This window comes from Nonomuraea sp. NPDC003709, assembly GCF_040610775.1.
Taxonomy (GTDB): domain Bacteria; phylum Actinomycetota; class Actinomycetes; order Streptosporangiales; family Streptosporangiaceae; genus Nonomuraea; species Nonomuraea angiospora_A.
The window spans coordinates 111,392-129,201 of record NZ_JBEXMW010000028.1 but is presented as its reverse complement, the minus strand read 5'-3'; the positions used below and the strand labels follow the sequence as shown (position 1 = coordinate 129,201).

Below are 17,810 nucleotides of genomic sequence, written 5' to 3'. Positions count from 1 at the left end.
CCAAAATGGCACGACGCACCGACGTCATGGACACCATCGTCAGCCTCGCCAAACGCCGCGGGCTCGTCTACCCGTCGAGCGAGATCTACGGCGGACTGCGCGCGTCGTGGGACTACGGTCCACTGGGTGTCGAGCTCAAGAACAACGTCAAGCGGCAGTGGTGGCTGTCGATGGTCCAGTCGCGCGACGACGTGGTGGGCCTCGACTCCAGCGTGGTGCTGGCCCCCGAGGTGTGGCGGGCCAGCGGTCACGTCGAGACCTTCACCGACCCGCTGACCGAGTGCCTCTCCTGCCACAAGCGCTTCCGCGCCGATCACCTGATCGAGGCGTACGAGGAGAAGAACGGCAAGGAGCCCGAGGGCGGCCTGGCCGACATCACCTGCCCCAACTGCGGCAACAAGGGCACCTTTACCGAGCCCAGGCAGTTCAGCGGCCTGCTCAAGACCTACCTCGGCCCGGTCGAGGACGAGTCGGGCCTGGCCTACCTGCGCCCCGAGACCGCGCAGGGCATCTTCATCAACTACCTCAACGTGCAGCAGTCGGCGCGCAAGAAGATCCCGTTCGGCATCGGCCAGATCGGCAAGTCGTTCCGCAACGAGATCACGCCGGGCAACTTCATCTTCCGCACCCGCGAGTTCGAGCAGATGGAGATGGAGTTCTTCGTCAAGCCGGGCACGGACGAGGAGTGGCACCAGTTCTGGATCGACGAGCGCTACCGCTGGTACTCCGACCTGGGCATCAACAAGGACAACCTGCGCCTTTACGAGCACCCGAAGGAGAAGCTGTCCCACTACTCCAAGCGCACCGTCGACATCGAGTACCGCTTCAACTTCACCGGCTCCGAGTGGGGTGAGCTCGAAGGCGTCGCCAACCGCACCGACTTCGACCTGACCGCCCACTCCAAGGCGTCGGGCACCGACCTGAGCTTCTTCGAGCAGGACACGGGGGAGCGCTACGTCCCCTACGTCATCGAGCCCGCGGCCGGTGTCGACCGCGCCACGCTGACGTTCCTGCTCGACGCCTACAGCGAGGACGAGGCTCCCAACGCCAAGGGCGTCATGGAGAAGCGCACAGTCATGCGGCTCGACCACCGGCTCGCGCCGGTCAAGGCCGCGGTGCTGCCGCTCTCGCGCAACGCCGACCTGTCGCCGAAGGCCCGTGACCTGGCCGCGCAGCTGCGCCGCCGGTGGAACGTCGAGTTCGACGACGCGGGCGCCATCGGCCGCCGCTACCGGCGCCAGGACGAGATCGGCACGCCGTTCTGCATCACGGTCGACTTCGACACGCTCGAGGACCACGCGGTGACCATCCGCGAGCGCGACTCGATGGCCCAGGAGCGCATCTCCATCGACGGCGTCGAGTCCTACCTGCGCCAGCACCTGAACGATTAATTTCGTCCAGCGCTCGTCTCACGGGCCGCCCGCCGTTGTTACGGCGGGCGGCCCGTTGCGCGTTTCACCACCACGGTCTTTTACGGCTGCGCACGGTGAGCCCCACCCGCCGCACCGGGCCGAGGGCCCTCCAGGGTGACGCTTCTCCGCCTCACCGCCGCGCCACCGTGACGCGCGCAAGCTTGACCGGCGGATGGGGCCTCCCTACGAATCCGGACGTGCCCTGGATTACATAGTTCGAAATTTGACCACATGTGGCCGTCTTGATTGACAAGCCCCCTGGCAGACACGGACATTGCGGGCATCCCTAGCAGCCATTCGGGGGCTGATTTCTCGGAGGCGCGATGAAGCGCGCGTTAATCATGTTCGCCGGCACCCTCCTGTTACTCGGTTCGTTCACCATCCCGCCCGCGTCGGCGGTGCCCAAGCCCGCTCCGGGCCCCGACGGCGTGTTCGTCTACACCGGCGAGCTCACCGCGGACCAGGTGGCCAAGCTCGTCGCGGCCGGCGTGGACCGCGAGGAGATGCGGATCGTCAAGCGGGCGAACGGCAAGGTCACCATCGAGGTGGTCCTCGCCGCCGCGCTGGCCGGCACGCTCGCCAAGCAGGGCGTCACCCTGAAGGCCCAGACCGCCGACAAGGCGCGGCTGGCGCAGAAGGGCGACGGGGTGTTCAAGAGATACGCGGGCGCCGGCGGCATCCGCGAGGAGATCATCGCCGCGGCCGACGCCAAGCCCGGCATCGCCAAGGTCGTCAACCTCGGTAACAGCCTCAACGGCACGCCGATCACCGCGATCAAGGTGACCAAGGACGCCCGCAAGCTCGCCGACGGCAAGCGCCCGGCCATGCTGTACATGGCCGCCCAGCACGCCCGCGAGTGGATCACACCCGAGATGGTGCGGCGGCTGCTGCACCACTTCCTCGACGGTTACGGCGGCAACGCCGAGCTCACCAAGCTCGTGAACACCACCGAGCTGTGGTTCCTGCCGGTGGCCAACCCCGACGGCTACGACTACACCTTCACCCCCGACAACCGGCTGTGGCGCAAGAACCTGCGGGACAACGACGGCGACGGCCAGCTCACCAGCGCCGACGGCGTCGACCTCAACCGCAACTTCGCCTACAAGTGGGGCTACGACAACGAGGGCTCGTCGAACATCCTCGCCAGCCAGACCTACCGCGGCAAGTCGGCGCAGTCGGAGCCGGAGACCGTGGCGCTGGACAACCTGACCAAGCGGGTGCACTTCACGTACCTGCTGAACTACCACTCCGCCGCCATGCTGCTGCTGTACGGGGTCGGCTGGCAGCAGGCCACGCGATCGCCCGACGACCTGATCTTCGAGGCCATGCTCGGCGACGACGCCCATCCGGCCGTACCCGGCTACGACCCCGACATCGGCGCCGAGCTCTACACCACCAACGGCGAGCTGGACGGGCACATGACCAACGTGCGGAAGGTCATGTCCATCACGCCGGAGATGTCCACCTGCGAGGACGCCGTCGAGCGGAACCCCAACGACGAATGGACGCTCGACGACTGCGCCGGCGGGCAGGGCTTCACCTTCCCCGACAGCGAGGCGCTGATCCAGGACGAGTTCCTCAAGAACGTCCCGCTGGCGCTGGCCGCGGCCAAGACCGTGCACACGCCGGACACCCCGGTCTCCGTGGTCGGGCGCACGGTGCCCGACTTCGCGCCGGACTCCTTCAGCGTCTCGTACGGCGACCCGCAGCCGGTGGCGGTCACCGCCCGCAGGTCGCTGCTGGGCAAGGTGCTGCGCTTCCGCGTCAACGGCGGCCCGGCGCAGACCAGGCCGCTGTCGGAATGGCAGGGCGGCAAGCGGTACGGCGACGAGAACGACCTGTTCTTCGCCGAGTACCGCGGCACCGTGAGCGGCGCGAAACCGGGCGACAAGGTCGAGGTCTGGTTCCAGGGCTTCAAGCAGGGCACCGGGCTCGTCTCCAGCTCGCACTTCACCTACACCCTGGCCAAGGACTCCGCGGCCAAGGTCCTGATCGTCGCCAACGAGGACTACACCGGCTTCAATCCTGACTACCCGCCCTCGGTGACGGCGCCCAAGCACACCACGACGTACAAGAAGGCCCTCCAGGCCGCCGGGTACGCCTCCGAGACCTGGGACGTGGACGCGCAGGGCGTGCCGGATCACCTGGGCGTGCTGTCGCACTTCAAGGGCGTCGTGTGGGAGCTGGGCGACAACCGGCTGTCGATGGACCAGCAGGACCTGGTCACCGTGACCCCGCTCGGCGACCTGCCCGACGCGGACGTCAAGCGGTCGCAGCAGGACCTGACCATCTCCATCCGCGACTACCTCAACGAAGGGGGCAAGCTCCTCTACACCGGCGAGACGGCCGCGTACTACGGCATTCTCGACACGATCGTCGGAGGCATCTACTACGGCATCGACGGCGACCCGGACGGCGACTGCGTGGTCACCACGATCCAGGGCCTGTTCGACGAGTGCCTGCTGCTGGCCGACGACTTCACCCAGTACTACATGGGCGTCGGCGGGCGCATCGCCCGCAACTCCCCGACCGGCTTCGCCGGCAAGGGCCCGCTGGCCGGGACGGGCGGCACGTTCGGCGGTCCGGCCACGGTGGACAACCCGCTGGACGAGGCGGGGGTGCTGCAGCCCATGGGCACGGACCTGCCCAGGTTCACGGGCACTCCGGCGGCCGGCTACACGCTCGGCGCGGGTGGTCCGTTCGACCCGATCGAGGGCCAGTGGTACGTCAGGGGGTCGCACGCGGACGACTCGTACATGCGGCTGACCAGGACGGTCAACCTGGGAACCGTGACGGCGGCGCAGCAGCCGAGGCTGGGCTTCCAGCTGTCCTTCGACACCGAGCCCGGCTATGACAACGTCATCGTCGAGGCCCACACGGTCGGCCAGGACAACTGGACCACGCTCCCCGACCTCAACGGCGGCACCGACAGCGCCGTGCCGTCGGAGTGCGAGGCCGGCTTCTACCTGGGCGAGCACCCGTGGCTGGGGCACTACCTGACCGGCGGCAACCCCTGCACGGCCAGCGGCACCAGCGGCTCCTGGAACCGGTTCACCGGTGACTCCGGCGGCTGGAAGCAGGTCGCCTTCGACCTGTCCGCCTACGCGGGCCAGCAGGTCGAGGTGTCGATCAGCTACGTGACCGACCCGAGCACGGGCGGCGTGGGCGTGTTCGTGGACGACACGCGGGTCACCACCACCGGCGGCACCCTCGACTCCGAGGGCTTCGAGACCGGCCTCGGCCCCTGGGCCATGCCCGGTCCGCCGGCGGGCAGCCCCACCGGCGGCGGCGACTTCGCCCGCGCGCAGGCGGACACCACGGCCGCCGTCTCCACCAAGGACACGGTGCTGCTGGGGTTCGGGCTGGAGCAGCTCGCCAACGACAACGAGCGGAACGCGACGATCAAGAAGGTGATGAAGTACCTGATCGGCTGATCTCGCCTGACGGACGGCCGCTTCTGCCAGGGCGGCCGTCCTTCGGGTCAATGGAGTGTCCGCACGCCCGATGGCAGATCCGCGTTTCTACCATGAGGTCGGGAGCGGGGTCCACAGCCGGTCGGCGGGCATCACGAAGAGCCTGTCGTCGTGCCTGAAGGACTGCTGACCGAGATCGAGCAGGACTCCGCCCACGAAGGTGCTGCCGAGCCGGTCTCTGAGCAGACGGAGGCCACGGAAGTCGGCTTCCTCGATCGAGGATTTGGCCCAACCCGCTTGCTTGATCAACTCGTTGACCACGAACGTCTCGACCACCTTGCCGAACTCGGTCAGCGTCGCGGGGTCACGCTCACCTTAGGCGGTAATTGTCCCCACGTTTATGTCAGAGCTGTCCCCTCCCCTGGCTGCTCGGGTGGTCCGCCGGCCGGCCAGGGTGCGGAGACGATGTTTGGATCCCTTGATCGTGGCAGCGCTGCGTGCTTCACGGCCAATGCATGAACGTGTGTGGAACGTTGTCGACGGCCGGGGAGCGCGAGGGGCCGGCAGGCCCCTCGCTCCGGGCGACCGAAAGATCATGTAAAGACGGGGGTTACGCGGGTTTTCGCGGTCGCTTGATGACATGCGTCCTATGCGTACATCACGTTTCGCTCTTGTGCTGCTGGCCGCGGGCGCCGTGCTCATGACGGGAAGCGCCGCGTTCGCCGATCCCGATCCGTCCGCGCTGGAGCTGCGGGTGGTCGTGGACGACTGCTACCACTCGGTGGTTCAGCCATGACCGACCCCGCGCTGCTCGAACGGGCGTTGTTCGAGGTCAAGCGGGTGATCGTGGGTCAGGACCGCATGGTCGAGCGGCTGCTCGTGGCGGTGCTCGCCAAGGGCCACTGCCTGCTGGAAGGTGTGCCCGGCATCGCCAAGACGCTGGCCGCCGAGACCATGGCCACCGTGGTCGGCGGCACGTTCGCCCGCATCCAGTTCACCCCCGACCTGGTGCCCGCCGACATCGTCGGGACCAGGATCTACCGGCCGTCGACCGAGACCTTCGACATCGAGCTCGGCCCGGTCATGGTCAACCTGCTGCTCGCCGACGAGATCAACCGGGCCCCCGCGAAGGTGCAGTCGGCGTTGCTGGAGATCATGGCCGAGCGGCAGGTCAGCATCGGCGGGGTCTCGCACGAGGTGCCGAGGCCGTTCCTGGTGCTGGCCACCCAGAACCCGATCGAGTCCGAGGGCGTCTACCACCTGCCCGAGGCGCAGCGGGACCGCTTCCTCATGAAGATCGACGTGGACTATCCCAGCGAGTCGGAGGAGCTGGCGATCGTCTACCGCATGAGCGTGGACCCGCCCGTCCCGCACGCCGTGCTGGACCCCGCTCAGGTCGTCGCGCTCCAGCGGCGGGCCGAGGAGGTCTTCGTGCACCACGCCGTGGCCGAGTACGCCGTCCGCCTCGTCTACGCCACCCGCGATCCCGACCGGTTCGGGGTGGAGGACGTGCGCCGGCTGCTGGCGTTCGGGGCGAGCCCCAGGGCCACGCTCGGCCTGCTGGCGGCCGGGCGGGCGCTGGCCCTGATGCGGGGGCGCGACTACGTGCTGCCGGAGGACGTGCGCGACCTGGCGCACGACGTCATGGCGCACCGGCTCGTGCTCTCCTTCGACGCGCTGGCCGACGGGGTGGCGCCCAGGCAGATCGTGGACCGGGTGCTGGCGGCCGTCCCGCTGCCCGTCATCGCCCCCCAACAGCAGTCACAGCTGAACGAAGCCGTGGCATGAGGCCGTACCTGATGGCCGAGCCCGCGCTGCGGCGGCTCGAGCTGACGATCACCAGGAGACTGGATGGACTGCTGCAGGGGGAGCATCTGGGACTGGTCCCGGGGCCGGGGAGCGAGCCGGCGGAGACCCGGCCGTACCAGGCGGGCGACGACGTGCGGCGGATGGACTGGAACGTCACCGCCCGCACCAACGAGCCCCATGTCCGGGACCTGGTCGCCGACCGCGAGCTGGAGATCTGGGCGCTGCTCGACGCCACCGCCAGCATGGACTTCGGCACCGCGGCCATGGAGAAGCGGGAGCTGGCCGTGTCGGCGCTGGCGGCGGTCGGCTTTCTCACCCAGCGGACCGGCAACCGGATCGGCACCCACCTGCTGCACGGCGGCGGCGTCAGGACGCTGCCCGCCAGGACGGGCCGGCCGCATCTGATGGCGCTGCTGCAGGCGGCGTTCGCGCTGCCCCGCACCCCGCCCGGGGTGGCCGAGCCGCTGCTGGGCGTGGCCGCCGACCAGCTCGGCCGGGTGGTACGGCGCCGCGGCCTGGTCGTGATCGTGTCGGACTTCCTCGACGCGCCCGAGACCTGGGAGCTGCCGCTGCGCAAGCTCACCGCCAGGCACCAGGTGCTGGCCGTGGAGGTGCTCGACCCGCGCGAGCTGACGCTGCCCGACGTCGGGATCCTGACGCTGGTCGACCCGGAGACGGGGCGGCGGCGCGAGGTCGCCACGGGGAGCGCGCGGCTGCGCCGCAGGTACGCGGAGGCGGCGGCGGAGCAGCGCGATGCCGTCGCGCAGACGCTGCGCCGGGCCGGGGCGACCCATCTGCGGCTGCGTACCGACCGGGACTGGGTGCGTGACCTGGTCCGGCACGTCATGCGCCAGCGCCGCCTGGCCGCCCTGGCGCGCCCCGCCGGGGGAGGAGGTGATGCGGCATGACGCTGATCGCGCCCCTGTGGTTGCTGCTGCTCGTCCCCGTGGCCGCGCTGGCCCTGGCGTACGTGGTCATGGCCTTGCGGAGCAGGACCTCGTACGCCGTCAGGTTCACCAACCTCGACCTGCTCGACAAGGTCGCCCCGAGGCGGCCGGGCTGGCGCAGGCACGTTCCGGCGGCGGCGCTGCTGCTGATGTTCGCGCTGCTCGTGATCGGTTTTGCCCGGCCGACGGCCGAGGTGCGGGTGCCGAGGGAGCGGGCGACGATCATGGTGGCGTTCGACGTGTCGGCGTCCATGAGCGCCACCGATGTCCAGCCCAACCGGTTCGAGGCGGCCAAGCAGGCGGCCAGGCAGTTCGTGGCGGGCCTGCCCGAGCGGTTCAACCTGGGCCTGGTGTCGTTCTCCTCGTCGGCGTCCGTCGCCGTGCCGCCGACCACGGACCGGCAGGCGGTGCTGAGCGCGCTCGACCGGCTCAGCACCGCCTCGGGCACCGCCATCGGCGAGGCGGTCTACTCCTCGCTGGACGCCATCGCCGCGCTCGACTCGCAGGAGGAGAGGCCGCCCGCGCACATCGTGCTGCTGTCCGACGGCTCCAACACCACGGGCCGCACGGTCGGTGACGCGGCCGCGGCGGCCTCCGGGAGGGGCGTGCCGGTCACGACCATCGCGTACGGCACGGCGGACGGCACGATCGACATCTCGGGACGCGAGATCCCGGTGCCCGTGGACGCCCCGGCGCTGCGCGGGCTGGCCGAGGCGGCCGGCGGCGGCTTCTATGAGGCGGCCAGCGGCGACGAGCTGCAGGCGGTCTACGAGGACATCGGCACGTCGGTCGGCTACCGGACCGAGCGGCAGGAGGTATGGATGTGGTTTGTGGCGGCGGGGATGGCCTTCGCGCTGATCGCGGCGGTGACGTCGATGTTGTGGTTCTCGAGGCTGCCATGAGAGGTCTGGGCAGCCCGCGCGGGCCGGAGTTCGTCACCCCGACCGTCGTGGCCACCGTGCCGCAGGATCTACCGCAGAAGGGGGCTCCACCCAAGGGACGCCTGCTGGTGGCCGCCGCGCTCGTCGCGGCGCTCACCGGGGCGGCGGCGGGCATCGCTGGGGGTGCGGCGGGGGCGCGGCTCTCCGAAGGGTCCGGGCCGGCCCCCGCCGCCGCCCTCCCCAGGGTGGCGCCCGCGCCGTCGGCCGGCCTCAGCGGGCTGAGCGCGACGGCGGCCCGGGTGCTGCCCAGCGTGGTCTCGGTGGAGACGGGCGGCGGGGGCGGCTCGGGGTTCGTGGTGGACGGCCGCGGCCACATCCTCACCAACGCGCACGTGATCAGGGGCAGCGACCGGGCGACCGTCGTGCTGAACGACGGCCGCCGGATCAGCGCCCGCGTGATCGGCGAGGACGACGACGAGGACCTGGCCGTGCTGGAGGTGGACTATCCCCGGGAGCTCACGCCCGCCACCCTCGGCAGGTCCGGAGATCTGGCCGTCGGCGACCAGGTGCTCGCGATCGGCTCCCCGCTGGGCCTGTCGGGCACGGTCACCGCCGGCATCGTGAGCGCTCTGGACCGGGAGGTACGGTTGGGCTCGGCACGCCGTACGGCCGTGCAGACGGACGCGTCCATCAACCCCGGCAACTCGGGCGGCCCGCTGGTCAACGCCCGGGGCGAGGTCGTCGGGGTGAACACGGCGATAGCGTCCGGGCGGGGCGGCGGCAACATCGGCATCGGGTTCGCCATCCCCATCGACCGGGCGGCGCCGATCGCGGAACGAATCATCCGAAACTAGGGTGCGGGTCATGCGACTGCTTGTGGTGGAAGACGAGGAGGACCTGGTCGACGCGTTGCGCGTCGGCCTCGTCCGTGCGGGATACGCGGTGGACGTCGCCTACGACGCGCCTTCCGCGCATGAGAAGTTGCAGGTGAACTCGTACGATCTGGTCCTGCTCGACCTCAACCTGCCCGGCGGGGACGGGTTCCAGCTGTGCCGCAGCGTGCGCGCGGCCGGGCAGGGCGCGCGGATCATCATGGTGACCGCCCGCGACCGCCTGGACGACCGGGTGCGCGGGCTCGACGAGGGGGCCGACGACTACCTGGTCAAGCCGTTCGCGTTCCCCGAACTGCTGGCGCGGGTGCGGGCCCTGCTGCGCAGGGACTCCGGCGCCGGCACGTCGGTGCTGGAGGTGGGCGGGCTGCGGATCGACACCGCCAGGCTGGAGGTGTCGCTGCACGGCAGGTCGCTGGCGCTCACCCCCAAGGAGTACGGGGTGCTGCACTACCTCATGCGCCGCCCCGGATACGTGGTCTCCTCCGAGGAACTGCTGGAACACGTCTGGGACGAGCACGCCGACCCGTTCACCAGCACCGTGCGCGTCACGGTCGGCAACCTGCGCCGCAAGCTGCAGGAAGAGGGCCTGATCGAGACCGTGATCAGCCGGGGCTACCGGCTCAAGGAACCGGCGTGATCCACACCATCCGCTTCCGGCTCACGGTCCTCTACTCGGGACTGCTCTTCGTGCTGGCCGCGCTCGTGCTCGGCGGCACCTACTTCGCCGTCTCCAAGACCACCGACCAGCGCCCGATCACGACGGAGTTCGCCAAGACCTACAGCGGCACCACCTTCCTCGGCAAGCGCGAGGTGGTCTTCGTCGAGGAGGTCGAGAACGCGGTCAACGTCCGGACGATGGCCACGCTGCGCGACTATTCGCTGATCACGCTGGCCGGCCTCTACGTCGCCAGCCTGGGCATCGGCTGGGTGCTGGCGGGCCGCGTGCTGCGGCCGGTCAGGTCGATCACGCGTACGACGGAGGAGATCCAGGCCACCGACCTCAAGCGGCGCATCAAGCTGAACGGGCCGCGCGACGAGCTCAAGGACCTGGCCGACACCATCGACACCATGCTGGACCGGCTGGAGGAGGCGTTCAGTGCGCAGCGCCAGCTCATCGACGACGCCTCCCACGAGCTGCGCAGCCCGCTGACGATCATCCGGGCGAACGTGGACGCCGTGCTCGCCGCCCCCGAGGCCAGCGACGAGGAGCGGGTCAGGGCCGTGGCCATCGTGGACCGCGCCACCACCCGCATGACCAGGCTCGTCGAGGACCTGCTGGCCAGCGCCAGGCGGCAGGGCGGCGCGTTCGCCGACGCCGACCTCGACCTGGCCAGGATGGTGGGCGAGGCGTGCGAGGAGTACGCGGCCCCGGCCGCCGCCCGCGACCTGACGCTCACCCGGGAGCTGGGATCGGGCCTGGAGGCGACCGGCGACGCCGACGCGCTGCGCCGCGCCGTGGCGAACCTGCTCTCCAACGCCGTGCGCCTCTCGCCGCCCGGCGGGGCGATCCGGGTCGCGGCGGGCAGGTCCGAGGGCTGGCTGTGGGTGGCGGTCCGCGACGACGGCCCCGGGATCGAGGCGGCCGACCAGGCGCGGGTGTTCGACCGGTTCTGGCGCGGCGAGTCCAGCCGCCGCGACCGCCACACGGGCCTCGGCCTGGCCATCGTCCGCCAGATCGTGGAGTCGCACGGAGGGCGGGTGGCGGTGTTCTCGCGGCTGGGGGAGGGGGCCACGTTCGTGCTCTGGCTGCCGCCGCGGGACGGTGTCCCCGGCGCGCCGCCCGATCACAACCCTCTCTAGCCGGCGCGCCTGCGGCAGACCGCCCGGGTGACCAGGAACGCCAGCACCGGCACCACGAACACGGCCACCCGCAGCCCGATCACGATCATCGCGTAGGTGTCGTGCGGCACGGTGAGCAGCGCGTGCGGGGCTTGGGGCGGCTGCGGGAAGCCCGGCGCGGAGTGCATCGGCGGCGCCGCCTCCGAGAACCACGTGCCCGCCCACAACACGGTGAAGAACGCGATGACCGCGATGCCCAGCGCCGTGCGCACCGGGGCCTGCGAGGGCCGGTCGAGCAGGTGGTGATGGTCGCCGTCGCCGGTGAAGCGCCGCTCCAGGAACGGATAGAGCAGCAGGATCCCGAAGAAGACCGTCAGGATCAGCGGCGGGATCCAGAGCCCGGGCTGCAGGACGTACCCGCCGACCGTGATCTCCCACGGCGGGACGAGCCGCTGCGCGCCGTCCAGCACCCCGAAGTACCAGAACGGCTGCGCCGACGGGACGTAACCGCCCGCGCTGTACGCGCCGTGCTCCCACACCGGGTTGACCCGGACGAACGTGGCCAGCGCCGCGATGACCCCCATCGTGAACAGCGCCGTCGCGCCGTTCTTGACCGCGAAGTACGGGAAGAACGGGCCGCCGGTGACCTGACCTTCTGAGACCGCCGTGGCCTTGCGTTCGTGTTCATGGTCGCGACCGCTTCGCTCCTCGTTGGCTCGTTCCTCGCTCTCTCGTCGCGAGCTCCTTCGCTCGGTGTGCTTCTGCCGCCAGGTCAGGATCAGCGCGTGCAGCGGCACCACCGCCATCAGGATCCCCGGCACCAGCAGCACGTGGGTGACGAAGACGCGCGGCAGGACCTGCCCGGGGAACTCGCCGTCGAAGGCGAACGCCGACAGATACGTGCCGACCACCGGGATCGACAGCAGCAGCCCCTGAGCCTGCCGCAGCCCGGCCATCGCGAGCTGGTCACCGGGCAGCGAGACGCCCAGGAACGACTCGAACAGCACCAGCCCGAACAGCACCACCCCGAGCATCCACGTCAGCTCGCGCGGCCGCCGGAACGCGCCGGTGAAGAAGACGCGGCACAGGTGGGCCACGATCGCCAGCACGAACACCGTCGCCGACCAGTGGTGGAGCTGCCGCATCAGCAGCCCGCCCCGCACGTCCAGGCTGATCTCCGTCGCGGACGCGAAGGCCACGTCGGGGTTGGGCTTGTAGAACAGCGTGAGGAACGTGCCCGTCAGCACCAGCAGCGCGAACGAGTAGAGCGCCAGCTCGCCCAGCAGGAACGACCAGTGGCTCGGGAACAGCTTGCGCAGCTGGGGGCGGAGCCAGCGGGCGAAGGGCAGGCGATCATCGAGGTAGATCGCCGAATCGACGGCCGTTTTTGCGGTTCCCGCGATGATACGGGCGCGTCGCTTGGGCTTGGTAGGAGTGGCCATGGGGGCCTCCTGGTGGGGGGTGATCCGATTCTGCACCCATACGCCACCTTTCTCAAGAATTGGTGTAAACCAATTGGTCTAATCCAATTTATGGTCTTCCAGAACTATAATTGGATTAGACCTTTGATGGGGCTTTGACCAGGACAAACGAGGACTTATCCGAGGAGTGCAGTTTCATCATCAATTTCGCCGGTAGAGTCCGGGCAGAGGCGTTGATTGGAGCGTGTGGTGGCCAAGTACGTTTACGACTTCACCGAGGGCAACAGGAATCTCAAGGATCTTCTCGGCGGCAAGGGAGCGAACCTTGCCGAAATGACCAACCTCGGGCTCCCCGTTCCCCCCGGATTCACGATCACCACCGACGCCTGCCGTCACTACCTGGCGGCGGGCGTCGTACCGGACGGCCTCGAGCGGGAGGTCGCCGCGCACCTCGACGCGCTCGAGAAGCAGATGGGGCGGCGGCTCGGGCAGGCCGACGACCCGCTGCTGGTGAGCGTGCGCTCCGGGGCGAAGTTCTCCATGCCGGGCATGATGGAGACCGTTCTCAACATCGGGCTCAACGACGAGTCGGTGCACGGCCTGGCCAAGCAGGCGGGCGGCAACGACCGCTTCGCGTGGGACTCCTACCGGCGGCTCATCCAGATGTTCGGCAAGACGGTGCTCGGGATCGAAGGCGACCTGTTCGAGCACGCGCTCGACGCGCTGAAGGGCAAGCGCCAGGACACCGACCTCGACGCGGGCGAGCTGCAGGGGCTCGTGGAGACGTTCAAGGGCATCGTCCACGAGCAGACCGGCAAGGACTTCCCCACCGACCCGCGCGAGCAGATGCGCCTGGCCGTCATGGCGGTCTTCGACTCCTGGAACGCTCCCCGGGCCATCCTCTACCGCCGCCAGGAACGCATCCCCGCCGACCTCGGCACCGCCGTGAACATCGTGGCCATGGTCTTCGGCAACGTCGGCAACGACTCCGGCACCGGCGTCGCCTTCACCCGCGACCCGGGGACCGGCAGGCAGGGCATCTACGGCGACTACCTGCAGAACGCCCAGGGCGAGGACGTGGTGGCCGGCATCCGCAACACGATCCCGCTGGAGGAGCTCGAGCGCATCGACAAGCGCTCGTACGACGAGCTGCTCGGGATCATGGAGACCCTCGAGAACCACTACCGGGACCTGTGCGACATCGAGTTCACGATCGAGCGCGGCAAGCTGTGGATGCTGCAGACGCGGGTCGGCAAGCGCACGGCGGCGGCCGCGTTCTGCATCGCCACCCAGCTCGTGGACCAGGGCCTGATCACGATCGACGAGGCCGTCACCCGCGTCACCGGCGACCAGCTGGCGCAGCTCATGTTCCCCCGCTTCGACGGCGGCGCGGACAAGAAGAAGATCGCCAAGGGCATGAACGCCTCGCCCGGCGCGGCCGTGGGCAAGGTCGTCTTCACCTCCGCGCGGGCCGTGGAGCTGTCGGAGCGGGGTGAGGGCGTCATCCTCGTCCGCCGCGAGACCAACCCCGACGACCTGGCCGGCATGATCGCCGCCAAGGGCATCCTGACCAGCAGGGGCGGCAAGACCTCGCACGCCGCCGTGGTGGCCAGGGGCATGGGGAAGACGTGCGTGTGCGGGGCCGAGGAGCTGGAGGTCTCGACGAGCGAAGGCCGCTTCACCGCGCCCGGCGGGGTGGTGGTGTCGGAGGGCGACGTCATCTCGATCGATGGAACGTCCGGGGAGATCTACCTGGGCGAGGTGCCGGTCGTGGACTCGGCCGTGGTCGAGTACTTCGAGGGCGCCGAGCCGGAGGACGAGCTGGTCAAGGCCGTGGACCGGATCATGCGCCACGCGGACTCGGTCCGGCGGCTGGGCGTGCGGGCGAACGCGGACACCCCGGACGACGCGGCGCGGGCCCGCCGGTTCGGGGGGCAGGGGATCGGGCTGTGCCGAACGGAGCACATGTTCCTGGGCGAGCGCAGGCAGCTCGTGGAGGACCTGGTCCTGGCGTCGACGGACGAGGCCCGCCAGACGGCCCTGGACGCGCTGGAGCCGCTCCAGAAGGCCGACTTCACCGAGATATTTCGGGCTATGGACGGAAATCCCGTCACAATTCGGTTGATCGACCCGCCGCTCCACGAGTTCCTTCCCGACATCGTGGATCTGTCGGTCAAGGTCGCCACGGACGAGGCCACGGACAAGGACCGCAAGCTCCTGGCGGCGGTGAAGCGCCTCCACGAGCAGAACCCGATGCTCGGCCTCCGCGGCGTCCGCCTCGGCCTGGTGATCCCGGGCCTGTTCGCCATGCAGGTGAGGGCCATCGCCCAGGCGGCCAAGGAGGTGCCGGGCGCGCGGCCGGAGATCATGATCCCGCTGGTGGCGGCCGTACAGGAGCTGGAGTCGGTACGCGAGGAGGCGGCGAAGATCCTCGCGGAGAGCGGCGTGGAGGCCCTGATCGGCACCATGATCGAAGTCCCCCGGGCGGCCCTGACCGCGGCCCAGATCGCGGAGGCGGCGGAGTTCTTCTCCTTCGGTACCAACGACCTGACCCAGATGGCCTGGGGCTTCTCGCGGGACGACGTGGAGTCGGCGTTCTTCTCCCGCTACCTCGACCTGGGCATCTTCGGCGTATCCCCGTTCGAGACCCTGGACCGGGAGGGCGTCGGACGCCTGATCAAGATCGCGGTCGAGGAGGGCCGCTCGACCCGCCCGGACCTGCACCTGGGCATCTGCGGCGAACACGGCGGCGACCCCGACTCCGTCCACTTCTGCCACGACGTGGGCCTGGACTACGTCTCCTGCTCCCCGTTCCGCATCCCGATAGCCCGCCTGGAAGCCGGCCGCGCCGCCCTGACCGACTCAGACTCCGACACCCGCTAGCCCAGGGGCCCCGACACCCCCGCTCACTTCGTTCGCCAGCACCCCACCCGTTGCGTGGTCACCGGGTGGGCCTGCTGGATCCCGCCCCGAGCGGTCCTCGCTGACGCTCGGGCGTGCCGATGGGGTCTCGAGGCTTCGCCCCGAGCTCCGGGGGCGAGGGCCACGTTCCACAAGGATGTGTCGTAGGCCGCTCGGCGTTCGCCCAAGGAGCAGTTGGCCCTTGCGCGAGTCCGCGGTGCCACGGATGTCACCTGGAAGTCCTGAGCGTCACGCCGGCGGCCGGGTGAGTTTGGCGGCCACGGCGTCGAGGACCCAGTCCAGCCCGGTCGCGAAGGACACCTCGGCGTCCACCTCCGTGCCGTCGTGCACGGCCTTGGACAGCGCCGGGAAGCGGCCCGTGGCCAGCATCCTCCTCACATGCGGGCCGGAGGCGCGCTGCCAGTCGCGCTTGGACAGGCCCGTGGCGCGCTCGGCCCGCAGGTTCGCGATCTCGCGCCTGAGCGCGCCGGTGAAGTAGGCGCTGACGGTCTCCACGGCGCGCATGACGGTGTCGAGGTCGGCGAGGCCGTCGAGGGCGGCCAGCGTGGCCTCGGTCACGGCGAGGGCGTTCGGGCCCAGGGTCGGGCGGCCGCCGAGCAGGTCGGCCAGCCATTCGTGGCGGAGGGTGGCCTGCCTGGTGAGGTGGGCGCGGATGCGCAGCACCTCCCGCCAGTCGCCGGGCTGCTCGTCGGGGAGGATCTCGGCGTAGACCTCGTCCACCATGAGGTCGAACAGCTCCTCTTTGGTGGAGATGTATCCGTACAGCCGCATCGGGCCGACATCCAGCCGGGCGGCTACCTTGCGCAACGACACCGCCTCCAGCCCGCCCTCGTCGGCCAGCGCGACGGCGGCGGCAACGATCCGCTCCCGGTCGAGCGGCGCGGGGCGAGTCGGCGGCTCCGGCCGGTCCCACACAGTCATGGGTTACATCGTACTGTTGCGATACACCGTAAAGAATAAATACAGTATATCGACATGAGACACCGTATCGCTGTGATTGGGGGCGGCCCTGCCGGCCTTACCTTCGCCCGCGTCCTGCACCGCCACGATCACCCCGTCACCGTCCTCGAACGCGATCCCGCCCCCGACGCCCGTCCCCCGGGCGGCATGCTGGACCTGCACGAAGGGCTGGGCCAGCTCGCGATGAGCAAGGCGGGGCTGCTGGCGGAGTTCCAGGCGCTGTCCCGTCCTGAGGGGCAGGCCATGCGCATCCTGGACACGGACGGGACCGTCCTCCGCGACTGGCAACCCCGTCCGGGGGACCTGGCCAATCCCGAGATCGACCGCGGGCAACTCCGTGACCTGCTGCTTGGCTCCCTGGACGTTCAGTGGGGGCGGGGCGTGACCGAGGTGGTGCCGCAGACCCGGGATGGCGTGCTGGTCCATTTCGCGGACGGGCGGCAGGAGACGTTCGACCTCGTGGTCGGCGCGGACGGCGCCTGGTCCCGGGTCCGCCCTGCAGTCTCGTCCGCGACGCCGCACTACACCGGCATCACCTCGGTCGAGACCTCCCTGGACGACGTCGACACCCGCCACCCCGACCTCGCCCGGCTGGTCGGCGACGGTTCCATGGCTGTGTACGGCGTGAACCGCTCCCTCGTCGCACAGCGCAACAGCGGCGGCCACGTCAAGGTGTACGCCCGGTTCCGCGCGCCGCTGGACTGGCACACGAACGTGGACCGGCATATGAGCCTGGACCTGGCTGACGTCGAGGCTGTGCGATCAAGCCTGCTGGCCATGTTCGACGGCTGGGCCGCTCCCGTCCTCGACCTCCTCCGCCACGGCACCGCTTTCGTCCACCGCCCCCTCTACGTCCTGCCCGTGTCCCACACCTGGGCCCACGTCCCCGGGGTGACGCTCCTGGGCGACGCCGCCCACCTGATGCCCCCATTGGGGGCAGGCGCGAACCTCGCGATGCTGGAAGGCGCCGAACTCGCCGAGTCCGTCGTCGCCGCCCCCGGCCCGGGCGATCTGGACGAGGCCGTCCGCGCCTTCGAGGAACAGATGTGGGCACGGGCCGGCAGGTGGGCGGAGATCACGACGGCCGGTCTGGAACGCCTCGTGAGCCCGGATCCCACCGAAGCCATCGCCCGCTGGGACCAAGTCCAGCCGTCCTGACTGCCGAGCGCGAGAGCACCAGCACCAGGTGGCCACCACCTCCTCCGACGGCCGCCGGCAGTTCGCCGTGTCCGTGACGGTGGCCATGGACGGTGACGAGCGCCTCACCGTGCCGAGGCGCGGCCCGCCTTCCTGCCACCCGGCAACAGCGGTTCCAGCATCGCCCACTGTGCGGCGGTCAAATCACCTTGACCCATACAAAGCTCATCTCGGTA

At 70.0% G+C, this 17,810-nt stretch carries 14 protein-coding genes; 11 read left to right on the top strand and 3 right to left on the bottom strand.

What is annotated here, in order from left to right; all coding sequences use genetic code 11:
- The first annotated feature begins 5 nt into the window (after positions 1–5).
- Together ABZX61_RS54260 and ABZX61_RS54255 are read left to right on the top strand one after the other, a co-directional pair.
- Positions 6–1,391, top strand: coding sequence for a glycine--tRNA ligase (locus ABZX61_RS54260; protein WP_350725101.1), 1,386 nt, complete (start codon positions 6–8; stop codon positions 1,389–1,391).
- A 344-nt stretch (positions 1,392–1,735) separates the two neighbouring features.
- Entirely contained in the window at positions 1,736–4,846 is a 3,111-nt protein-coding gene (locus ABZX61_RS54255; RefSeq protein ID WP_355208082.1) for a M14 family zinc carboxypeptidase, read from the top strand.
- Between the two features lie 87 nt (positions 4,847–4,933).
- On the opposite strand, the gene ABZX61_RS54250 is transcribed toward ABZX61_RS54255, so the two are convergent.
- On the bottom strand, positions 4,934–5,161 hold the full coding sequence (locus tag ABZX61_RS54250; protein WP_355208079.1) for a hypothetical protein: 228 nt from the start codon (positions 5,159–5,161) through the stop codon (positions 4,934–4,936).
- A 313-nt stretch (positions 5,162–5,474) separates the two neighbouring features.
- On the opposite strand from ABZX61_RS54250, the gene ABZX61_RS54245 reads away from it, so the two are divergent.
- The 7 genes from ABZX61_RS54245 to ABZX61_RS54215 are packed head-to-tail and all read left to right on the top strand — an operon-like array spanning position 5,475 to position 11,155.
- Complete coding sequence (locus ABZX61_RS54245; RefSeq protein ID WP_350725105.1) at positions 5,475–5,621, top strand: hypothetical protein; 147 nt, start codon at positions 5,475–5,477, stop codon at positions 5,619–5,621.
- Positions 5,618–6,613, top strand: coding sequence for a MoxR family ATPase (locus tag ABZX61_RS54240; protein WP_355208076.1), 996 nt, complete (start codon positions 5,618–5,620; stop codon positions 6,611–6,613). Before ABZX61_RS54245 ends, ABZX61_RS54240 begins: the two co-directional genes overlap by 4 nt.
- Positions 6,610–7,542 (top strand): DUF58 domain-containing protein, encoded by a 933-nt coding sequence (locus ABZX61_RS54235; RefSeq protein ID WP_355208074.1) that lies wholly within the window; start codon positions 6,610–6,612, stop codon positions 7,540–7,542. Before ABZX61_RS54240 ends, ABZX61_RS54235 begins: the two co-directional genes overlap by 4 nt.
- Positions 7,539–8,483 (top strand): VWA domain-containing protein, encoded by a 945-nt coding sequence (locus ABZX61_RS54230; protein ID WP_355208072.1) that lies wholly within the window; start codon positions 7,539–7,541, stop codon positions 8,481–8,483. The genes ABZX61_RS54235 and ABZX61_RS54230 overlap by 4 nt, the downstream gene beginning before the upstream one ends.
- Positions 8,480–9,316 (top strand): trypsin-like peptidase domain-containing protein, encoded by an 837-nt coding sequence (locus tag ABZX61_RS54225; RefSeq protein WP_355208069.1) that lies wholly within the window; start codon positions 8,480–8,482, stop codon positions 9,314–9,316. Before ABZX61_RS54230 ends, ABZX61_RS54225 begins: the two co-directional genes overlap by 4 nt.
- A gap of 10 nt (positions 9,317–9,326) precedes the next feature.
- Positions 9,327–9,992 (top strand): response regulator transcription factor, encoded by a 666-nt coding sequence (locus tag ABZX61_RS54220; protein ID WP_350725113.1) that lies wholly within the window; start codon positions 9,327–9,329, stop codon positions 9,990–9,992.
- Complete coding sequence (locus ABZX61_RS54215; RefSeq protein ID WP_355208065.1) at positions 9,989–11,155, top strand: HAMP domain-containing sensor histidine kinase; 1,167 nt, start codon at positions 9,989–9,991, stop codon at positions 11,153–11,155. Before ABZX61_RS54220 ends, ABZX61_RS54215 begins: the two co-directional genes overlap by 4 nt.
- Here the strand turns inward: ABZX61_RS54215 and ABZX61_RS54210 are convergent.
- The gene (locus ABZX61_RS54210) at positions 11,152–12,576 is read right to left on the bottom strand and encodes a cytochrome b N-terminal domain-containing protein (protein ID WP_355208062.1); all 1,425 of its coding nucleotides are present in this window, start codon (positions 12,574–12,576) and stop codon (positions 11,152–11,154) included. The two genes, ABZX61_RS54215 and ABZX61_RS54210, sit on opposite strands and share 4 nt — an antisense overlap.
- 228 nt (positions 12,577–12,804) lie before the next feature.
- Here ABZX61_RS54210 and ppdK point away from each other — a divergent pair, with 228 nt between their 5' ends.
- Positions 12,805–15,438, top strand: a complete 2,634-nt coding sequence (gene ppdK / locus ABZX61_RS54205) for a pyruvate, phosphate dikinase (RefSeq protein WP_355208060.1) — start codon at positions 12,805–12,807, stop codon at positions 15,436–15,438.
- Positions 15,439–15,705: 267 nt separating this feature from the next.
- Here ppdK and ABZX61_RS54200 read toward each other — a convergent pair whose 3' ends face one another.
- The gene (locus ABZX61_RS54200) at positions 15,706–16,398 is read right to left on the bottom strand and encodes a TetR/AcrR family transcriptional regulator C-terminal domain-containing protein (RefSeq protein WP_355208057.1); all 693 of its coding nucleotides are present in this window, start codon (positions 16,396–16,398) and stop codon (positions 15,706–15,708) included.
- A 54-nt stretch (positions 16,399–16,452) separates the two neighbouring features.
- Between ABZX61_RS54200 and ABZX61_RS54195 the strand changes: the two genes are divergently transcribed.
- Entirely contained in the window at positions 16,453–17,595 is a 1,143-nt protein-coding gene (locus ABZX61_RS54195; RefSeq protein WP_355208055.1) for an NAD(P)/FAD-dependent oxidoreductase, read from the top strand.
- Positions 17,596–17,810: the final 215 nt, after the last annotated feature.